The sequence below is a fragment of the Streptomyces sp. NPDC012769 genome, from assembly GCF_042901205.1.
GTDB lineage: Bacteria > Actinomycetota > Actinomycetes > Streptomycetales > Streptomycetaceae > Streptomyces.
The window spans coordinates 327840-344726 of record NZ_JBIBCP010000005.1 but is presented as its reverse complement, the minus strand read 5'-3'; the positions used below and the strand labels follow the sequence as shown (position 1 = coordinate 344726).

Here is a 16887-nt window from a genome sequence, read left to right as displayed (position 1 = left end):
ACGCACGGGTCCTCTGCCGTGCCGGGCCTCTCACGCACGGGTCCTCTGCCGTGCCGGGCCTCTGACGGACGGGTCCTCTGCCGTGCCGGGTCTGCCGAGCGGGGCCCCTGCGCGGGGCGCAGACTGGTGGAGTACGGCCGCCGGGGGGACCACGGAGTTCGACATGGATATCCACAAGGTCGGCAGCGACACCACCGTCCTGGCAGACAGCCTGGAGGTCCCGGGCGTCGGCCACATCCCCGCCAACGCCTACGTCCTCACGGCCCGTGAGCCGGTCGTCGTCGACACCGGGCTCTCCCTCTCCGACCGCGACTTCGTCCCGGCGGTCGGCTCGGTCGTCGACCCGGCCGACATCCTCTGGATCTGGCTCACCCACCCCGACCGCGACCACACCGGCGGCATCTTCGACCTGCTCGTCGCGGCGCCCCGGGCGCGCGTCGTGACCACGTTCATCGGTGCCGGGATCATGAGCACCGAGCGGCCCCTCCCCATGGACCGGCTGTACTTCCTCAACCCCGGCCAGTCCCTCGACGTCGGCGACCGCGAGCTGCGCGCCTTCCGGCCGCCGCTGTTCGACAACCCGGCGACCGTCGGCTTCTACGACGACAGGACGCGGATCTGCTTCAGCTCCGACTGCTTCGGCGGCCCGATGCCGACCGCCGAACTCGCCGAGAGCGGGCACGCCAACGACCTCAAGCCGGAGGACCTGCGGGCCACGCAGCTGCTGTGGGCGACGCTGGACAGTCCCTGGGTGCACGTCGTCGACCCGGCGAAGTACCGGGCGACGATCGAGCCGTTGCGCGCGATGGACCCGGAGATCGTGCTGTGCACGCACCTGCCCCCGGCGGTACGGATGACCACCCGCATGATCGAGACGATCACGATGGCCCCGGACTCGGACCCGTTCGTGGGCCCCGACCAGGCGGCGCTGGAACAGATGCTGAAGTCCTTCGAACCGGGCGGCGCCCCGGCGGCGGCCACCTAGGGCCGGCTCCGCGGAACAGGTCCCTCCCCGCCCGAGTCGCCGTACCGCTCGCGCAGCACGCCGATCACCCCGAAGAACGCGGCCGTCAGCGGTACGGCGAGCAGCATGCCCAGGATCCCGGCGACGGAAGCCCCTGCGGTGATCGCCAGCATGACCACCGCCGGGTGCATCTGCACGGTGCGGCTCTGGACCATGGGCTGGAGGACGTTGCCCTCGATGACCTGGACGGCGAGGACGACGCCGAGCACCCACAGCGCGATGACGAAGCCCCGGTCGGCGAGCGCGACGAGCACGGCGACCGCGCCGGAGAGGAAGGCGCCGAGGTACGGGATGTACGCGGTCACGAACACCAGCGCGGCGAGCCCCACCGCCCCCGGCACCTTCAGGACCAGCAGCCCGACGCCGATGAGGACCGCGTCGACGAGCGCGACGAAGGTCGTGCCCCGCATGAAGCCCTCCACGCCCTCGTAGGCGCGCCGCCCCATGGCCTCCACCGTGTCGCCGGTGGAGCGGGGGGCGAGCGAGCGCAGGACCTCGGCGGCCCGGTCGGAGTCGCGCAGGAAGAAGAAGATGAGGAGCAGGGCGAGGAGGGCGGTGGCGGCCGTCTGGCCGACCACGCTGAGCCCGGAGATCACCCCGGAGGCGGCGGTGCCGCCGAACTTCTCCAGGAGCTGCCGGGAGTTCTTGGCGAGGTCGTCGAGGGAGGTGCCGGCCGCGCCGAAGTGCTCGGCGATGTCGGCGGCGGCCTGTCGCAGCGAGGCGATGATCTGGTCGCCGGTCTCGATGAGCGCGGCGACGACGATGTACGTGGCGCCGCCGACGACCGCGAGGACGGCGACCACCGTGAGCCCGGCGGCGAGCGAGCGGTGCACGCCCGCGCGGACCAGGCGGCGGTGGAGCGGGCCGAGCAGCGCGGTGCCGAGGAGGGCGAGCAGGGCGGGGGTGACGGCCGTCTTGAAGACCACGCAGAGCCAGACGAGGACGGCCGCGACCCCGGCGACGAGCAGCGCGACGGCACACCAGGCGGCGGTGCGGCGGGCACCCTCGGGAAGCAGCGGTCGGTCCATGGCCACCCGTCCACCGGACCACGCCCCCCGCCCGCCGTCGCGCGCTGGACGCCGTACGGGTCGCGCTGGGCGCCGTACGGGTGACGCGCCGTCAGGGGCGGGGGCTGCTGCGAACTACTCGCCCATGCCGTGCACCGCCGGGATCGTCCCCAGGCGGCCCGCCTGGAAGTCCTCGAAGGCCTGGCGGAGTTCGGCCTGGGTGTTCATGACGAACGGGCCGTAGTGCGCCATCGGCTCGCGGATCGGCCGCCCGCCGAGGAGGACGACCTCCAGGTCCGGGGTGTTGCCGTCCTGCTTCTCGTCGGCGCGGACGGTGAGCCTGCCGCCCTTGCCGAAGACGGCGGTCTGGCCCGTGTGGACCGGGCGCCGCTCCTCGCCGACCGTGCCGCGTCCGGCCAGCACGTACGCGAGGCCGTTGAAATCCTCGCGCCACGGCAGCGCGATCTCGGCGCCGGGCCGCAGGGTGGCGTGGATCATCGTGATGGGGGTGTGGGTGATGCCCGGGCCCTGGTGGCCGTCGAGCTCGCCGGCGATGACGCGCAGCAGCGCGCCGCCGTCGGGCGAGGTCAGCAGCTGGACCTGGCCGCCGCGGATGTCCTGGTAGCGCGGGGCCATCATCTTGTCGGAGGCGGGCAGGTTGACCCACAGCTGGAGGCCGTGGAAGAGACCGCCGCTGACGACGAGGTGCTCCGGCGGGGCCTCGATGTGGAGGAGGCCGGCGCCGGCGGTCATCCACTGGGTGTCGCCGTTGGTGATGGTGCCGCCACCGCCGTTGGAGTCCTGGTGGTCGAAGACGCCGTCGATGATGTAGGTGACGGTCTCGAAGCCGCGGTGCGGGTGCCAGGGCGTGCCCTTGGGCTCGCCGGGGGCGTACTCCACCTCGCCCATCTGGTCCATCATGATGAACGGGTCGAGGTACTGGTAGTTGATGCCGGCGAAGGCTCGGCGCACCGGGAAGCCCTCGCCCTCGAAGCCCGAGGGCGCCGTGGTCACGGCGAGCACGGGACGGGCGGCGGCGTCCGCGGGGGCGGCGACGCGGGGCAGGGTGAGCGGGTTCTCGACAGTCACGGCAGGCATGACGGACCTCCTAGTGCGACCTTGTACGTCCACTTTAGTTGAACGATGAACTTCCTGCCACCCGGAACGCGGAACGCCCGGGAGGAATTCCTCCCGGGCGCTCTCCAGGCCGAGTCACGAGCCCCGCTCAGCCGTACATGCGGCGCATCGCGTAGTCGACCATCTGCTCCACGGCCTTGGCGTCGAAGACCATCCGGTGGTCGCCCTCCATGTCGAGGACGAAGCCGTAGCCGGTCGGCAGCAGGTCGATCACCTCGGCGCCGGTGATCACGAAGTACTTGGACTCCTTGCCCGCGTAGCGCCGCAGCTCCTTGAGCGAGGTGAACATGGGGATCACCGGCTGCTGGGTGTTGTGCAGGGCCAGGAAGCCGGGGTTGTCGCCGCGCGGGCAGTAGACCTTCGAGGTCGCGAAGATCTGCTGGAAGTCCTCGGCGGCGAGCGTCCCGGTCGTGAAGGCCCGCACCGCGTCCGCGAGCGAGGGCGGCGACGGCTCGGGGTACAGCGGCGCCTGCTGCTGCCCGTACCCGCCGCCCGGCATGCCCTGCATGCCCGGCTGCCCCTGCTGCGCATAGGGCTGCTGCGGAGGCGGACCGTACTGCTGCTGGGCACCCGGGGTCTGCTCGTAGCCGTACATGCGGCCCAGCCTATCGACCGTCAGGGGTCGGCCGGGACCCCTCCCCGCCCGCTACTGGGGCGTGACCTCGCGCGTCAGGCGCGACGTCCAGGGGCAGTAGACGAGCCCGGGCAGGAAGGCCCCGCCCGCCTCGTCGAGGTGGTCCTCCACGTACGGGATGGTGGCGTCGCAGACCTCGATCGCGACGTCGAAGAAGTCCACCGTCTCCGGACGGAAGTGGAAGCTCCAGCGCGGGTTGTACGAGGCCTGGGACTTGGCGATCCGGCCGACGAGGTGCGGCCGGTCCGTCGTCTCGCCGTTCACGAGCGCCCGGGCGTGGGCGATCTTCGCGGGGTCGTCGAGCCGCACCACCGCCGTCTCCCGGGTGATGTCCGTGAACTCGAAGTAGGCCGGGTCCGCCGCCCCGGCCGGCGCCGAGGAGGCCGCCGTACCGGTGACCGCCATCAGCAGACCCGCCGCGAGGGCACCGAGCTTCGCGAACGAACGCCGCATCACAACACCTTCCGTGAACAAGATCGAACCGTCGAGAACGTCGATCACGGAATGTAGTGCTCCGGTTACGCGACACACGGAGGGTGCCGGGCGGGCGTCCCCTCAAGGGATGCAAGGCGGGGGCGCGGGTTGACGCACGCGATTGACGTCACAGATGTCCCGAAAGGGGTTGCCCTTATTACCGGCGGGTAGCATCATCGTAGAGAGCGTGGGCTACTCACGGGTAGCCACCGTAGACATCCTCCTCCCCGAGCCTTTACGGAGCCGTCGCCATGGGGCACTACAAGTCGAATCTCCGCGACATCGAGTTCAACCTCTTCGAGGTGCTCGGCCGCGACAAGGTGTACGGCACCGGTCCGTTCGAGGAGATGGACGTCGAGACCGCGAAGAGCATCCTCGACGAGATCCGCCGCCTCGCCGAGAACGAGCTCGCGGAGTCCTTCGCCGACGCCGACCGCAACCCGCCGGTCTTCGACCCGGAGACCAACACGGCCCCGGTCCCGGCGTCCTTCAAGAACTCCTACAACGCCTTCATGGAGTCCGAGTACTGGCGCCTCGGCATCCCCGAGGAGATCGGCGGCACCGTCTCCCCGCGCTCGCTCATCTGGGCCTACGCGGAGCTGCTGCTCGGCTCGAACCCGGCCATCTGGATGTACTCCTCCGGCCCGGCCTTCGCCGGCATCCTCTACACCGAGGGCAACGAGGCGCAGAAGAAGGTCGCCAAGATCGCCGTCGACAAGCGCTGGGGCTCCACCATGGTGCTCACCGAGCCCGACGCGGGCTCGGACGTCGGCGCCGGCCGCACCAAGGCCATCCAGCAGGAGGACGGCTCCTGGCACATCGAGGGCGTGAAGCGCTTCATCACCTCCGGTGAGCACGACATGGAGGAGAACATCCTCCACTACGTCCTCGCCCGCCCCGAGGGTGCCGGCCCCGGCACCAAGGGCCTCTCCCTCTTCCTCGTCCCGAAGTACGAGTTCGACTGGGAGACCGGCGAGCTCGGCGCCCGCAACGGCGTCTACGCCACCAACGTCGAGCACAAGATGGGTCTCAAGGCCTCCAACACGTGCGAGATGACCTTCGGCGACAAGCACCCCGCCAAGGGCTGGCTCATCGGCGACAAGCACGACGGCATCCGCCAGATGTTCCTCATCATCGAGTTCGCCCGCATGATGGTCGGCACGAAGGCGATCTCCACCCTCTCCACGGGCTACCTCAACGCCCTGGAGTACGCCAAGGAGCGCGTCCAGGGCACCGACCTGGCGAACTTCATGGACAAGACCGCCCCCAAGGTCACCATCACGCACCACCCCGACGTCCGCCGCTCGCTGATGACGCAGAAGGCGTACGCCGAGGGCATGCGCTCCCTCGTCCTCTACACCGCCACGATCCAGGACGAGATCGCGATCAAGGAGGCGGCCGGCGAGGACGCCAAGGCGCTCCACGGCCTCAACGACCTGCTCCTGCCGATCGTGAAGGGCTACGGCTCCGAGAAGGGCTACGAGCAGCTCGCCCAGTCGCTGCAGACCTTCGGCGGCTCCGGCTTCCTGCAGGAGTACCCGATCGAGCAGTACATCCGGGACGCCAAGATCGACACCCTCTACGAGGGCACCACGGCCATCCAGGGCCAGGACTTCTTCTTCCGCAAGATCGTCCGCGACCAGGGCGCGTCCCTGAACGCGCTGGCCGAGGAGATCAAGAAGTTCCTCGCGGTCGGCACCGGCGGCGACGAGCTGGCCGGCGCCCGCGACGCGCTCGCCAAGGCGGCCGTCGACCTGGAGGGCATCGTCGGCGCGATGCTGACCGACCTCACCGCCACCGGCGAGGACGTCAAGAACATCTACAAGGTCGGCCTCAACACCACCCGCCTGCTGATGGCCTCCGGCGACGTGGTCGTCGGCTACCTGCTGCTGCGCGGTGCCGCGGTCGCCGCCGAGAAGCTCGCGGCCGGCGCGTCCGGCAAGGACGTCGCCTTCTACCAGGGCAAGATCGCGGCCGCGAAGTTCTTCGCCGCCAACGTCCTGCCCGGCGTCACCGCCGAGCGCGTCCTCGCCGAGAGCGTCGACGGCTCGCTGATGGACCTGGACGAGGCCGCGTTCTAGTACCGCACAGGTACGCGACTTCGTCCGCGCGAGGAACGGCTCGCTCCCGGGGAGGGGGGCGGGCCGTTCCGGTTTTTCGTGGCTCGGTTCGCCTCCGGGGTGCTTGAGCCGGACTCACACCCCCGTACGTGCTCGCCCCGCTCGTTCCTCACGGGGCTGCGCGCGCTCGGGGCTGTTCCCCCGGCGCACCCCTTCGGCTCACTCGCCGAGGTACTCGGGGGCACCGTCGGGTTCTCGGAGGCATCGCCCGGTCCTCGGGCATCGTCAGGGGCTCCATGGGCCACCCCCGGTCCTCCGCGTCAGGGAGTGGATACCCCCCGTCCGCATGCCGAGACCTGCGTAAGGTGAACGGCATGAGTAGCGCACCCTCCCGCTTCGACCGCGGCCACACCGATGACCTCATGACCTTCCTCGCGGCCTCGCCCTCGCCGTACCACGTCGTGGCGAACACCGCGGAGCGGCTGGAGAAGGCCGGCTTCCGCAAGGTCGAGGAGACCGACGCCTGGGACGGGACGACCGGCGGGAAGTACGTGGTCCGCGGCGGTGCGATCATCGCCTGGTACGTGCCCGAGGGCGCCGCCCCGCACACCCCGTTCCGGATCGTCGGCGCCCACACCGACTCCCCGAACCTGCGGGTCAAGCCGCAGCCGGATTTCGGCCGCGAGGGCTGGCGGCAGGTCGCCGTCGAGATCTACGGCGGACCGCTGCTCAACAGCTGGCTGGACCGCGACCTGGGCCTGGCCGGCCGGCTGACCCTGCGGGACGGCAGCCACGCGCTGGTGAACGTCGACCGGCCGCTGCTGCGCGTGCCGCAGCTCGCCATCCACCTGGACCGGCAGGTCAACGAGGGCATGAAGCTGGAGCGCCAGCGCCACATGCAGCCGATCTGGGGCCTGGGCGAGGTGCGGGAGGGCGACCTGGTCGCGTTCGTCGCCGAGGAGGCGGGCGTCGACGCCGAGGACGTGGCCGGCTGGGACCTCATGGTCCACGCCGTCGAGGCCCCGGCGTACCTGGGGCGCGACCGTGAGCTGCTGGCCGGCCCGCGCATGGACAACCTCATCTCCGTGCACGCCTGCGCCGCCGCCCTGGCCGCCGTCGCCGCGCACGGCGACGACCTGCCGTACATCCCGGTCCTCGCCGCCTTCGACCACGAGGAGAACGGCTCCGAGGCCGACACCGGCGCCCACGGCCCGCTGCTCGGCACCGTCCTGGAGCGCTCGGTCTACGCCCGCGGCGGCGGTTACGAGGACAAGGCCCGCGCCCTCGCCGGCTCGGTCTGCCTGTCCTCCGACGTCGGTCACGCCGTGCACCCCAACTACAGCGAGCGCCACGACCCGACACACCACCCCCGCCCCAACGGCGGCCCGATCCTCAAGGTCAACGTCAACCAGCGCTACGCCACCGACGGCAGCGGCCGGGCCGTGTTCGCCGCCGCCTGCGAGAAGGCGGGCGTGCCGTGGCAGTCGTTCGTCTCCAACAACGACATGCCGTGCGGCACGACGATCGGCCCGATCACCGCCGCCCGCCACGGCATCTCCACCGTCGACATCGGCGTGGCCTGCCTGTCGATGCACAGCGCCCGCGAGCTCTGCGGCTCCGACGACCCGCACCACCTCGCGAACGCGCTCGTGGCCTTCCTGGAGGGCTGAGCCGGTGCCGGCCCCGGCGGAAGAGCGGCCCGCCCTCACCGCGGACCTCACCGGGGCGGCAATCCTGCGCTGGTACTGGACCCTCGCCGAGCTGACCGCGCTCGCCCGCACCATGGGGCTCGCCACCGGCGGCGGCAAGGCCGCGCTCACCGAGCGGCTCGCCGCCGCCCTCGACGGCCGCCCGCTGCCGCCCGCGCCCGCCCGTCGGCGCGCGGGCGGAGCCGGTCAGCTGACCGCGCCGGTCGACGGGGACACCGTGATCCCCGAGGGCCAGCGCTGCAGCCAGGTGCTGCGCGCCTGGTTCCGGGCCGAGCTGGGGCCGGTCTTCCACTTCGACACGTACATGCGCGCCTACATCGCGGAGAACGCCGGCCGCACCCTGCGCGACGCGGCCCGCCACTGGCGGGAGACCCGGGACGAGGCGGCCCGCCCGCAGGAGATCGGCGCCCAGTTCGAGCTCAACCGCTTCCTGCGGGACTGGCACACCGCCCACCCCGACGGCAGCCGGGCCGAGGCGCTGTCGGCCTGGCACGGCCACCGCTCACGCCCGCGCCACTGAACGGACGCGAACCGGGGCCTCAGGCCCCGGCGCCGTCCATGCCCGCCAGGATCAGCGGGAGGCGCGTGGGGGCGCCCTCGGTGATGCGGACCGGGACGCCCCAGTCCTGCTGGTGGACGTGGCAGGCTGGGTACTCGTTGTCCGGGTCGTCGTCGCAGGACGCGGCCATCGCCGAGACGTGCAGGACGCCCTCGGTGAGGGCCGGGTTCAGCTCCAGGTCCCGGAAGAGGTCCGTGCCCTTGCCCTCGCCGGAGAGCAGCAGCTCGGGCGGGGTCGAGGAGACCAGGAGCCGGGTCGAGGGGCCGTAGCGCTCGTCGAGCTTCTGGCCCTTGGGGGCCTGGAAGACCACGTCGAGGCGGAGCCGGCCCGGGGCGACCTCGGTGGCCTCGCGCCGGGTGCGGTGGGCGACCGACGCGACCTGGACGGCCTCCTCGGGCAGCCGCAGGCGGGTGAGCCGGTGCCGGGCCGACTCGACGACCACGACGTCCTCGCCGACGACGACCGCGTCGCTGGGCTCGCGCAGATCGGTGGCGAGGGTGGTGACCTCGCCGGTCGCCGGGTCGAAGCGGCGCAGCGCGTGGTTGTACGTGTCGGAGACGGCGACCGAGCCGTCGGGCAGGGCCGTCACGCCCAGCGGGTGCTGGAAGAGCGCCTGGTCGGCGGCGCCGTCGCGGTGGCCGAAGTCGAACAGGCCGGTGCCGACGGCGGTGTGGACGTGCCCGTCGGTGTCGACGAAGCGCAGGGCGCTGGTCTCCGAGTCGGCGATCCAGAGCCGGTCGTCGGTCGCGGCGAGGCCGGACGGCTGGGCGAACCAGGCCTCGGCGGCGGGCCCGTCGACCAGGCCCTCGTTGGTGGTGCCGGCGGCGACCTCGACGGTCCCGGTCTCCGGGTCGTACGTCCAGATCTGGTGGACGCCCGCCATGGCGATCCACACCTTGCCCTGCCACCAGGCGACGTCCCACGGCGAGGACAGGTCGACCTCCAGGGCGGGGCCGGAGGTGGGGGAGCCCTGCCACCACTGGCGGCCGGTGCCGGCGATCCGCTCGATCGCCCCGGTCGCCGGGTCGAACAGCTTCAGCGCGTGGTTCACGGTGTCGGCGACGACGACCGTGCCGTCGGGGAGCAGCGCGAGGCCCTGCGGCTCGCGGAACTCGCCCTCGCCGCCGATCCGCCGCACGACGGTCTCGCCGTCGGGCGCGAGCTCGACGAGCTGGTGCCGGGTGGTGTCGGAGACCAGGAGGTTCCCGGACGGCAGCAGGACCGCCTTGCCGGGGAAGCGCAGATCGGTCGCGACCGGCTCCGGCGGCACGTACGGCCCGTCGCCGCGGCGCAGCGTGCCCTTCGCCTCGTGCTCGGCCTCCAGTTCCTCGACGAGCGTGCGGATCGCGTTGGCGTGGCCCTCGCCGGCGTGCTGGGCGACGACATAGCCCTCGGGGTCGATGACGACGAGGGTCGGCCAGGCCCGTACGGCGTACTGCTTCCAGGTCGCGAGCTCCGGGTCGTCGAGGACGGGGTGGTGGACCTCGTACCGCTCGACGGCGTCGACGACGGCCTGGTGCTCGGCCTCGTGGACGAACTTGGGCGAGTGCACCCCGATGATGACGAGGGTGTCGCGGTGCTTCTCCTCCAGCTCGCGCAGCTCGTCGAGGACGTGCAGGCAGTTGATGCAGCAGAAGGTCCAGAAGTCGAGCAGAACGATCTTTCCCCTCAGATCGGTGAGGGTCAGATCGTCTCCGCCGGTGTTGAGCCAGCCGCCCTTGCCGATGAGCTCGGGGGCACGGACACGGACGCGAGCGCGCGCGGAGTCGTCGTTCATGGCTCAAGGGTGCCGCACGGTTCGGCGGACGGGTGAAAGAGGGGTCCGGGCGGGGTGGGTGACGCGTGTCCTGCCCGGGGCACGTGCGGAAGGCATGGCGAGCATGGCGTGCGGACCGATCATCCGACTTTTCGGCCGGCCCGGTCGTCCGGCCCGCCGGCCGTACGGCAGTACGCCCGACCGAGCGACAGGAGGTGCCCGTCATGCGGCTGCGGCACGCCCCGCTGTTACTGCTGCTGCTCCTGCCCTCGCTCCTGCCCGTGGCGGCGCCGCCCGCGCGGGCCGGCGGCGCCGGGGACGGCGCCCTGGAGATGACCGTCACCGTGAACACCTCCCGTACGGAGCCGGCCGTGCGGGCCGGGGCGGTGGTCGTCAAGCGCTACCACCTGGTCAACCGGGGCGAGGCCGACCTCCACCGGGTGCGGGTCACCGACCCGGGGGTGCCGGGCGGGCGGGTCAGCTGCCCGGCGCGGCCGCTCGGGGCGCTCCGGTCGGCTCAGTGCACGGCCCGCTTCCTTGCGCTGCCCGGCCGCCACACCGGCAAGGCCCGCGCGACCGGCGAGATCCCCTCCCTCGGCCGGCGCCTCACGGCGACCGCGCGCTCCGGTTACGGGGGTGTCGTCGGCGCCCTCGCCCTCACGGAGGCGGTACGGGTGACCGGCCCCGGGCAGGCCGTGGTGCGCTACACCGTCGCCAACCGGGGCAACCGGCCGGTCCACGGCATCCGGCTCACCGACCCGCCCCTCGGCGCCGTGCCGGGCGGCATCGTGTGCGGGACGCGACGGTCCGCGACCGTGCCCCGGCTGGCTCCCGGAGCATTTGCCGACTGCACGGCGACGGTACGGCGCGGGCCCGGGACCTACCGCAGTGCGGGGCTCGCCGTCGGCAGCGACCGGGTCACGACGGTGGGCGAGCGCGGCGAACGCCTCCCGGCCCCGCTCCTCACGGCCCGTGCCGCCGCCGCCTTCCGGCTGGACGCCGTGCCGCGGGCCCTCCCGACGCGACCGAACGGCGCGGCGGGACCGCAGCCTCCGGTAGGGAGCCGGCCGAGGCCGACGGGGGCGGCGGGGGCGGCCGGGCCGACGGGGGCGGCGGGAGCCATGGGTGCTTCTGGGGCTGCCGGTGCTCCCGGGGCGGCGGGGGCGGCAGGGGCTGGTGCTGCTGGAGTCACCGCCGGGGCCGGTGCCGCTGCCGGGGCGGCAGGTGCCGTCCCCGCACCGGCCGCGCCGCCCCCCGGTCCTCCCGCCGCACCGGCCGCACCACCGCCCGCCCCACCGGCAGCAGCGGCGGCGGCAGCCGCAGACGCCGCGGCGGCGGCCGCTGCCGCGCTGACCGAAGCCGCCCTCGAAGCCCTGACCGGCGGTACGGCTCCGGGCGCGGCCCCGCCGCCGGGAGCCCTGCCGCCCGGGGCCGGCCGGCCACCCGGGGCGGCGCAGCCTCCCGGTGCCGTACCGCCACCCGGTTTCGTACTGCCACCCGGTTCTGTACCGCCGGGTGCCGTGCGGCCACCCGTTCCCGCGCGGCCGCCCGCCGCCGTACTGCCACCCGTTCCCGCGCGGCCCCCCGCCGCCGTACGGCCTCCCGGCAGACAGCCGCCTCCCGCCGTCGCCGAGGTGCCGGGCGAGGCCCCCGCCGAGGTGCCGGCCGGCCGGCGTCCCGAGGCGGCGGCCGGGGAGGAAGGGATCCTGCCCCGGCTGCACCGCCGCTACCGCGAACTCCCGGAGCTCGGCATCGTCCTGACGCTGCTGCTGATCCTCATCCCCGCCGCGGTCGCCGCCGCCCTGCTCGGCTCCCGCCACCACTGAGAAAGCCGTCCGGAGATCTCATGGTCCTGCTGGAAACCCTCGTCGTCGTCTTCGCCGTCGCCGTGGTCGCCGCGCTCGCCGTGGTGGCCAAGACCAAGCTCTTCCCGCGGCGGGAGGGCGATCTGCCGCGGGAGGACGTCGCCGAGTACATCTCGATGATGGTGTCGGTCTTCTACGCGCTCGTGCTCGGCCTCTGCCTCGTCTCCGTCTGGGACAACCGCGCCACCGCCGACGACCGGGTCCAGACCGAGGCCAGCGCCCTGCACCAGACCTATCTGCTGGCCGAGGCGCTGCCCGCCGGCCAGCGGCAGCCGGTGCGGGACGCCGCCCGCGCCTACGCCGCCCACGTCGTGGACGTCGAATGGCCCAGGATGGCCGACCGCGAACCCCTCGGAACGGAGGGCTGGGTCCTGCTCGACCGGCTGCGCACCGCCGGTGAGCTCACCGGCCGCGCCACCATGGCGCAGCAGATCGCCGCCCAGGAGATGCTGGCCCAGATCGGCTACGTCGACGACGCCCGCCGCGGCCGGGAGGCGGCGGCGGCCGACCGCCTCTCCGTGATCCTGTGGACGGGCCTGATCATCGGCGGCGTCCTGACCGTGGGCTTCATGTTCCTGTTCGGCCTCGACCGCAACACCACCCATGTGATCCTCGTGATGGGCCTGTCCGGGTTCATCGCCTTCACCGTCCTGCTCATCCACCAGCTGGACGCCCCCTTCGGCCCCACCCTCGGGGTGACCGCCGACCCCTTCACCCGCTACTTCCCGCTGTGACGGGGAAGGCATTCCGCCATGAAATACCTGGTACGGGACAAGATCTTCGCGATCGGCGACGACTACTGGATCGAGGACGAGCGGGGCCGGCGGGCCATCCTGGTCGACGGCAAGGCGCTGCGGCTGCGCGACACCCTGGAGCTGAAGGCCCCCGACGGACAGGTCCTGGTCACCCTGCGGCAGAAGATGTTCAGCCTCCACGACACGATGACGATCGAGCGGGACGAACGGCCCCTGGCCACCGTCCGCCGCAAGCGGCTCTCGCTGCTGCGCAACCACTTCCGGGTCACCCTGGTCGAGGGCACCGAACTCGACGTCAGCGGGCGGATCCTGGACCGCGAGTTCACCGTCGAGTACGACGGCGAGCTCCTCGCCCACATCTCCCGCCGGTGGTTCCACGTCCGCGACACCTACGCCGTGAACGTGGTCCGCGAGGACACCGACCACGCCCTGCTCATCGCCGTCGCCGTGTGCGTGATCCGAATGGCCGAGCGGGAGCGGGAGGACTAGGGAGCGGGAGGACCAGGGGCGGCCCGGCACGTTCGCCTCAGGCCGGGGACCACACGCCGAACCACTGCTCGGCGCCGTACTCCTCGAACCGCTCGACCTCCGTGAAGCCCAGCTTCGCCGCGAGGCGCATCGCGCGTTCGTTGGCGGTCCGGGTGCACAGCACCACCGGCTCGCCGGGATGCGCGCCGGCGAACCAGTCGAGGGCCGCCGCGCACGCCTCGGCGGCGTAGCCCCGGCCCCAGGCCTCCGGCAGGAACAGATAGCCGAGCTCGGCCTCCCCGGCCTCGGGGCGGACGTGTCCCGGGCGGCCCGGGTCGCGCCGGTCGAGCGTGACCATGCCGGTCATCGCCCCGTCGAGCTCGACCACGAAGAGGCCGGTCCTGCGCCCCGGCACCTCGGGCATCGCGCGGTCGAGCTCCTCACGCGGACGGGCGCCCCCGGTGTGGGCGCCCACCTCCGGCGAGGCGAAGAGCTCGACGAACGCCGGGCGGTCCCGGGCCTCGGACTCGCGCAGCACGAGCCGTTCGGTCCTGATCGGTGCGGGCGGCCAGGCGGCGGGGCCGGACCCGGGTCCGGGTCCCGGTGCGGGTGCGGTCATGGCGGGCAACCTATCGCCCGTCCGAGTGATCCGAAAGGAGAGCCCTGGGGAGCGGCCGGGATCGGCCGTACCGGCTAGAGCGCCTTGGCCAGCGCCTGCTCCAGGTCCTCCCACAGGTCCTCGACGTGCTCGATGCCGACGGAGAGCCGGACCGTGCCCGGCGCGATGCCGGCCGCTTCGAGGGCCTGCTCGTCCAGTTGGCGGTGGGAGGTCGAGGCCGGGTGCATGACCAGGGTCTTCACATCGCCGAGCGAGACGCTGAGCGAGGCCACCCGGACCGCCTCGACGAAGACCCGGCCCGCCTCCCGCCCGCCCGCCAGGTCGAGCGAGACGACCCCGCCGCCACCCCTCGGCAGCAGCCGGGCCGCCACCTCGTGGTCCGGGTGCCCCGGGAGCGCCGGGTGACGCACGGCGGCCACCGCCGGATGGGCGGCGAGGCGCCCGGCGAGCTCGGCGGCGCTCGCGCTCTGCCGCTCGATGCGCAGCGGCAGCGTCTGCAGGCCCCGCAGGGTCAGCCAGGCGGCGAACGGGTCGGTGACCGCGCCCTGTTCGACCGCGTGGTGGCGGATCCGGCGATGCAGCTCCGCGTCCTTGAAGACGGCGACGCCGCCGAGGACGTCGGCGTGGCCGGCGAGGTACTTGGTCGCCGAGTGCACCACGACGTCCGCGCCGTACTCGATCGGCCGGCACAGCAGCGGCGAGGCGAAGGTGTTGTCGACGACGGACGGCACCCCGGCCTCGTGGGCGGCGGCGATCAGCGCGGGCAGGTCGGAGACCCGGGTGGTGGGGTTGGCGATGGTCTCCAGGTGGAGCAGCCTCGTCTCGGGGCGCAGCGCGGCGCGCACCTCGTCCGCGTCCGTTCCGGAGACGTACGTGACCTCGACGCCCCAGCGCGCGGCGAGGTCGGTGAGGAGGGCGTAGGTGCCGCCGTACAGGCAGCGCTGGGCGATGACGTGCCCGCCGGTGGAGAGCAGGCCGAGGAGCACGCTGTTGATGGCGCCCATGCCGGAGGCGTACGAGAGGGCGTCCGCGCCGCCCTCCAGGCGGGCGACGGCCATCTCCAGGGAGCGGACGGTGGGGTTGCCCATGCGGCTGTAGAGGAAGGCGTCCGGCGACCCGAAGGCCTCGGCGAGGGCGTCGGCGCTGTCGAAGGCGAAGACGTGACCCTGGTGGAGGGGCACGCCGAGCGGCCGGCTGCCGCGGATCTCCGCCTGCGGGGAGTGGACGGCGAGGGTCTCCGGACGGGTGGTGGACGAACGGGAGTGTGTGTCGGCGCTCATGACGCCCAGTCTGGGGACGGAGGGCTTGCGTCCACAGGACCAATCCCGGCAGATTGGTTTGCCGATGGATCCAATGACACCCACCGTGGGCGAGCTGGTCGCCTGGCTCGGCCGCTGGTCGGCCGGGCGGGGCCCGCTGTATCTGCTCCTGGCCGCCCGTATACGGCAGTTGATCGACGAGGGCCTGTTGCCGCCGGGAGCTCCGCTGCCGCCGGACCGGCGGCTCGCGGCCGCGCTGTCGGTGGGCCGGACGACGGTGGTCGCCGCGTACGAGACGCTCCGCCAGGAGGGCCGTCTGGTGCGCCGCCAGGGCAGCGGCACCCGGGTGGCGCCGGCCGCGCTCGCGCCGCCCGGTCCGCGGGTGACGGAGACCTCCAACCCGATGTTCCTGCATCTGCTCGACCCCACCCCCGACGACGTCATCCTGCTGAGCTGCGCCGCGCCGCCTTCGCCGCCGCGCGAGCTCGCCGAGGCGTACGCCGGTCTCGTCCTGCCGACGTCCGACCTCGGCTATCACCCGGCCGGGCTGCCGGCGCTGCGGGAGGCCGTCGCCCGGCGGTACGAGGAGCGGGGCGTGCCGACCTCGGCGGCGCAGATCCTGGTCACCACCGGTGCCCAGCAGGCGATCGGCCTGCTCACCCGGCTCCTGGTGGCGCCCGGCGACGGGGTCCTGGTGGAGGCGCCGACCTACCCGGGGGCGCTGGAGCTGTTCCGGGAGGCGGCGGCCGTGCCGTACCCGGTGGCGGTGGGTCCGGACGGCCTCGACGTGGCGGAGGCGGCGCGGCTGATGGAGCATCACCGCCCGGCGCTCGCCTATGTGGTCCCGCACCTGCACAATCCGACCGGCACGGTCCTGCCGCCGCTGCCCGGGCGGCGCCTGGTGGCCGCGGCGGAGGCGTACGGGGTCCCGCTGATCGAGGACGAGGTGCTGAGCGAGCTGGCCTTCGACGACCGCCCGGGGCCGCCGCCGCTGTCCTCGTACGGTACGGAGGTCGTCGGCGTCGGCTCGCTCAGCAAGGCGGTCTGGGGCGGCCTGCGGATCGGCTGGGTGCGCGGCCCGGCGCCGCTGGTGGCACGGCTTGCCCGGCTGAAGGCCCTGCACGATCTCGGCAGTGACGTTCCGGCGCAGCTGGTGGCGGTCCGGCTGCTCGGTTCCTTCGCCCCGCTGGTCCGGGCGCGGGTGGCGGAGCTGCGCGCCGGGCACGATCTGCTGCGGGCGGAGCTGCGGCGCCGGCTGCCCTCGTGGAGCGTCCCGCCGGCCACGGGCGGCCAGACCCTGTGGGTCGGGCTGCCGTACGGCGACGGGGTGTCCTTCGCCCAGGTCGCGCTGCGCCACGGGGTGGCGGTGCTGCCCGGCTCCACGATGGACGCGCTGGGCGGCAGCACCCGGATGCTGCGGCTGCACTTCCTGCTGCCCGGTGACGTGCTGTCGCAGGCCGTGTGCAGACTTGCGGAGGCGTGGGAGGAGTACGCGCCCGGGCCTGAGGTCCGGCCCGGATCCCGGCCCGCCGCCCTGAACGCCCTCACCGTCTGAAGGAGC

At 73.2% G+C, this 16887-nt stretch carries 15 protein-coding genes; 8 read left to right on the top strand and 7 right to left on the bottom strand.

The window, feature by feature from the left end:
- The first annotated feature begins 163 nt into the window (after nt 1-163).
- Nucleotides 164-985 (top strand): MBL fold metallo-hydrolase, encoded by an 822-nt coding sequence (locus tag ACFY7C_RS26780; protein WP_389655058.1) that lies wholly within the window; start codon nt 164-166, stop codon nt 983-985.
- Here ACFY7C_RS26780 and ACFY7C_RS26775 read toward each other — a convergent pair.
- The 4 genes from ACFY7C_RS26775 to ACFY7C_RS26760 form a co-directional block, all read right to left on the bottom strand.
- Nucleotides 982-2052 (bottom strand): AI-2E family transporter, encoded by a 1071-nt coding sequence (locus ACFY7C_RS26775; RefSeq protein WP_389655056.1) that lies wholly within the window; start codon nt 2050-2052, stop codon nt 982-984. The genes ACFY7C_RS26780 and ACFY7C_RS26775 overlap by 4 nt on opposite strands.
- Before the next feature lie 114 nt (nt 2053-2166).
- Nucleotides 2167-3129 (bottom strand): pirin family protein, encoded by a 963-nt coding sequence (locus ACFY7C_RS26770; protein WP_389655054.1) that lies wholly within the window; start codon nt 3127-3129, stop codon nt 2167-2169.
- A 127-nt stretch (nt 3130-3256) separates the two neighbouring features.
- Nucleotides 3257-3763, bottom strand: a complete 507-nt coding sequence (locus ACFY7C_RS26765; protein WP_389655052.1) for an SseB family protein — start codon at nt 3761-3763, stop codon at nt 3257-3259.
- A 51-nt stretch (nt 3764-3814) separates the two neighbouring features.
- The gene (locus ACFY7C_RS26760) at nt 3815-4255 is read right to left on the bottom strand and encodes a calmodulin-binding protein (protein WP_389655050.1); all 441 of its coding nucleotides are present in this window, start codon (nt 4253-4255) and stop codon (nt 3815-3817) included.
- 272 nt (nt 4256-4527) lie between these two features.
- Here ACFY7C_RS26760 and ACFY7C_RS26755 point away from each other — a divergent pair, with 272 nt between their 5' ends.
- From ACFY7C_RS26755 to ACFY7C_RS26745, 3 genes are all read left to right on the top strand, one after another.
- Nucleotides 4528-6357 carry an acyl-CoA dehydrogenase gene (locus tag ACFY7C_RS26755; RefSeq protein ID WP_389655048.1) on the top strand — a complete coding sequence of 610 codons (1830 nt, stop codon included), beginning with the start codon at nt 4528-4530 and terminating at the stop codon, nt 6355-6357.
- Nucleotides 6358-6710: 353 nt separating this feature from the next.
- The gene (locus ACFY7C_RS26750; RefSeq protein WP_389655046.1) at nt 6711-8006 is read left to right on the top strand and encodes a M18 family aminopeptidase; all 1296 of its coding nucleotides are present in this window, start codon (nt 6711-6713) and stop codon (nt 8004-8006) included.
- Nucleotides 8007-8010: 4 nt separating this feature from the next.
- Nucleotides 8011-8565, top strand: a complete 555-nt coding sequence (locus ACFY7C_RS26745; RefSeq protein ID WP_389655044.1) for a DUF6434 domain-containing protein — start codon at nt 8011-8013, stop codon at nt 8563-8565.
- 19 nt (nt 8566-8584) lie between these two features.
- Here ACFY7C_RS26745 and ACFY7C_RS26740 read toward each other — a convergent pair whose 3' ends face one another.
- On the bottom strand, nt 8585-10381 hold the full coding sequence (locus ACFY7C_RS26740; protein ID WP_389655042.1) for an NHL domain-containing thioredoxin family protein: 1797 nt from the start codon (nt 10379-10381) through the stop codon (nt 8585-8587).
- 203 nt (nt 10382-10584) lie between these two features.
- Here ACFY7C_RS26740 and ACFY7C_RS26735 point away from each other — a divergent pair, with 203 nt between their 5' ends.
- Genes ACFY7C_RS26735 through ACFY7C_RS26725 form a run of 3 tightly spaced genes read left to right on the top strand, consistent with a single transcriptional unit; the run spans nt 10585 to nt 13469 of the window.
- Nucleotides 10585-12186: a hypothetical protein gene (locus tag ACFY7C_RS26735; protein ID WP_389655040.1), complete on the top strand. Its 1602-nt coding sequence runs from the start codon at nt 10585-10587 to the stop codon at nt 12184-12186.
- Between the two features lie 20 nt (nt 12187-12206).
- Complete coding sequence (locus tag ACFY7C_RS26730) at nt 12207-12959, top strand: hypothetical protein (RefSeq protein WP_389655038.1); 753 nt, start codon at nt 12207-12209, stop codon at nt 12957-12959.
- Between the two features lie 18 nt (nt 12960-12977).
- A complete protein-coding gene (locus ACFY7C_RS26725; protein WP_389655036.1) occupies nt 12978-13469 on the top strand; it encodes an LURP-one-related/scramblase family protein in 492 nt (163 codons plus the stop codon).
- A 37-nt stretch (nt 13470-13506) separates the two neighbouring features.
- On the opposite strand, the gene ACFY7C_RS26720 is transcribed toward ACFY7C_RS26725, so the two are convergent.
- Both ACFY7C_RS26720 and ACFY7C_RS26715 read right to left on the bottom strand, forming a co-directional pair.
- Entirely contained in the window at nt 13507-14067 is a 561-nt protein-coding gene (locus tag ACFY7C_RS26720) for a GNAT family N-acetyltransferase (protein ID WP_389655034.1), read from the bottom strand.
- Between the two features lie 74 nt (nt 14068-14141).
- Nucleotides 14142-15347 carry a trans-sulfuration enzyme family protein gene (locus ACFY7C_RS26715; protein ID WP_389655032.1) on the bottom strand — a complete coding sequence of 402 codons (1206 nt, stop codon included), beginning with the start codon at nt 15345-15347 and terminating at the stop codon, nt 14142-14144.
- Between the two features lie 73 nt (nt 15348-15420).
- On the opposite strand from ACFY7C_RS26715, the gene ACFY7C_RS26710 reads away from it, so the two are divergent.
- Entirely contained in the window at nt 15421-16881 is a 1461-nt protein-coding gene (locus ACFY7C_RS26710) for a PLP-dependent aminotransferase family protein (RefSeq protein WP_389655030.1), read from the top strand.
- The last annotated feature ends 6 nt before the right edge of the window (nt 16882-16887 follow it).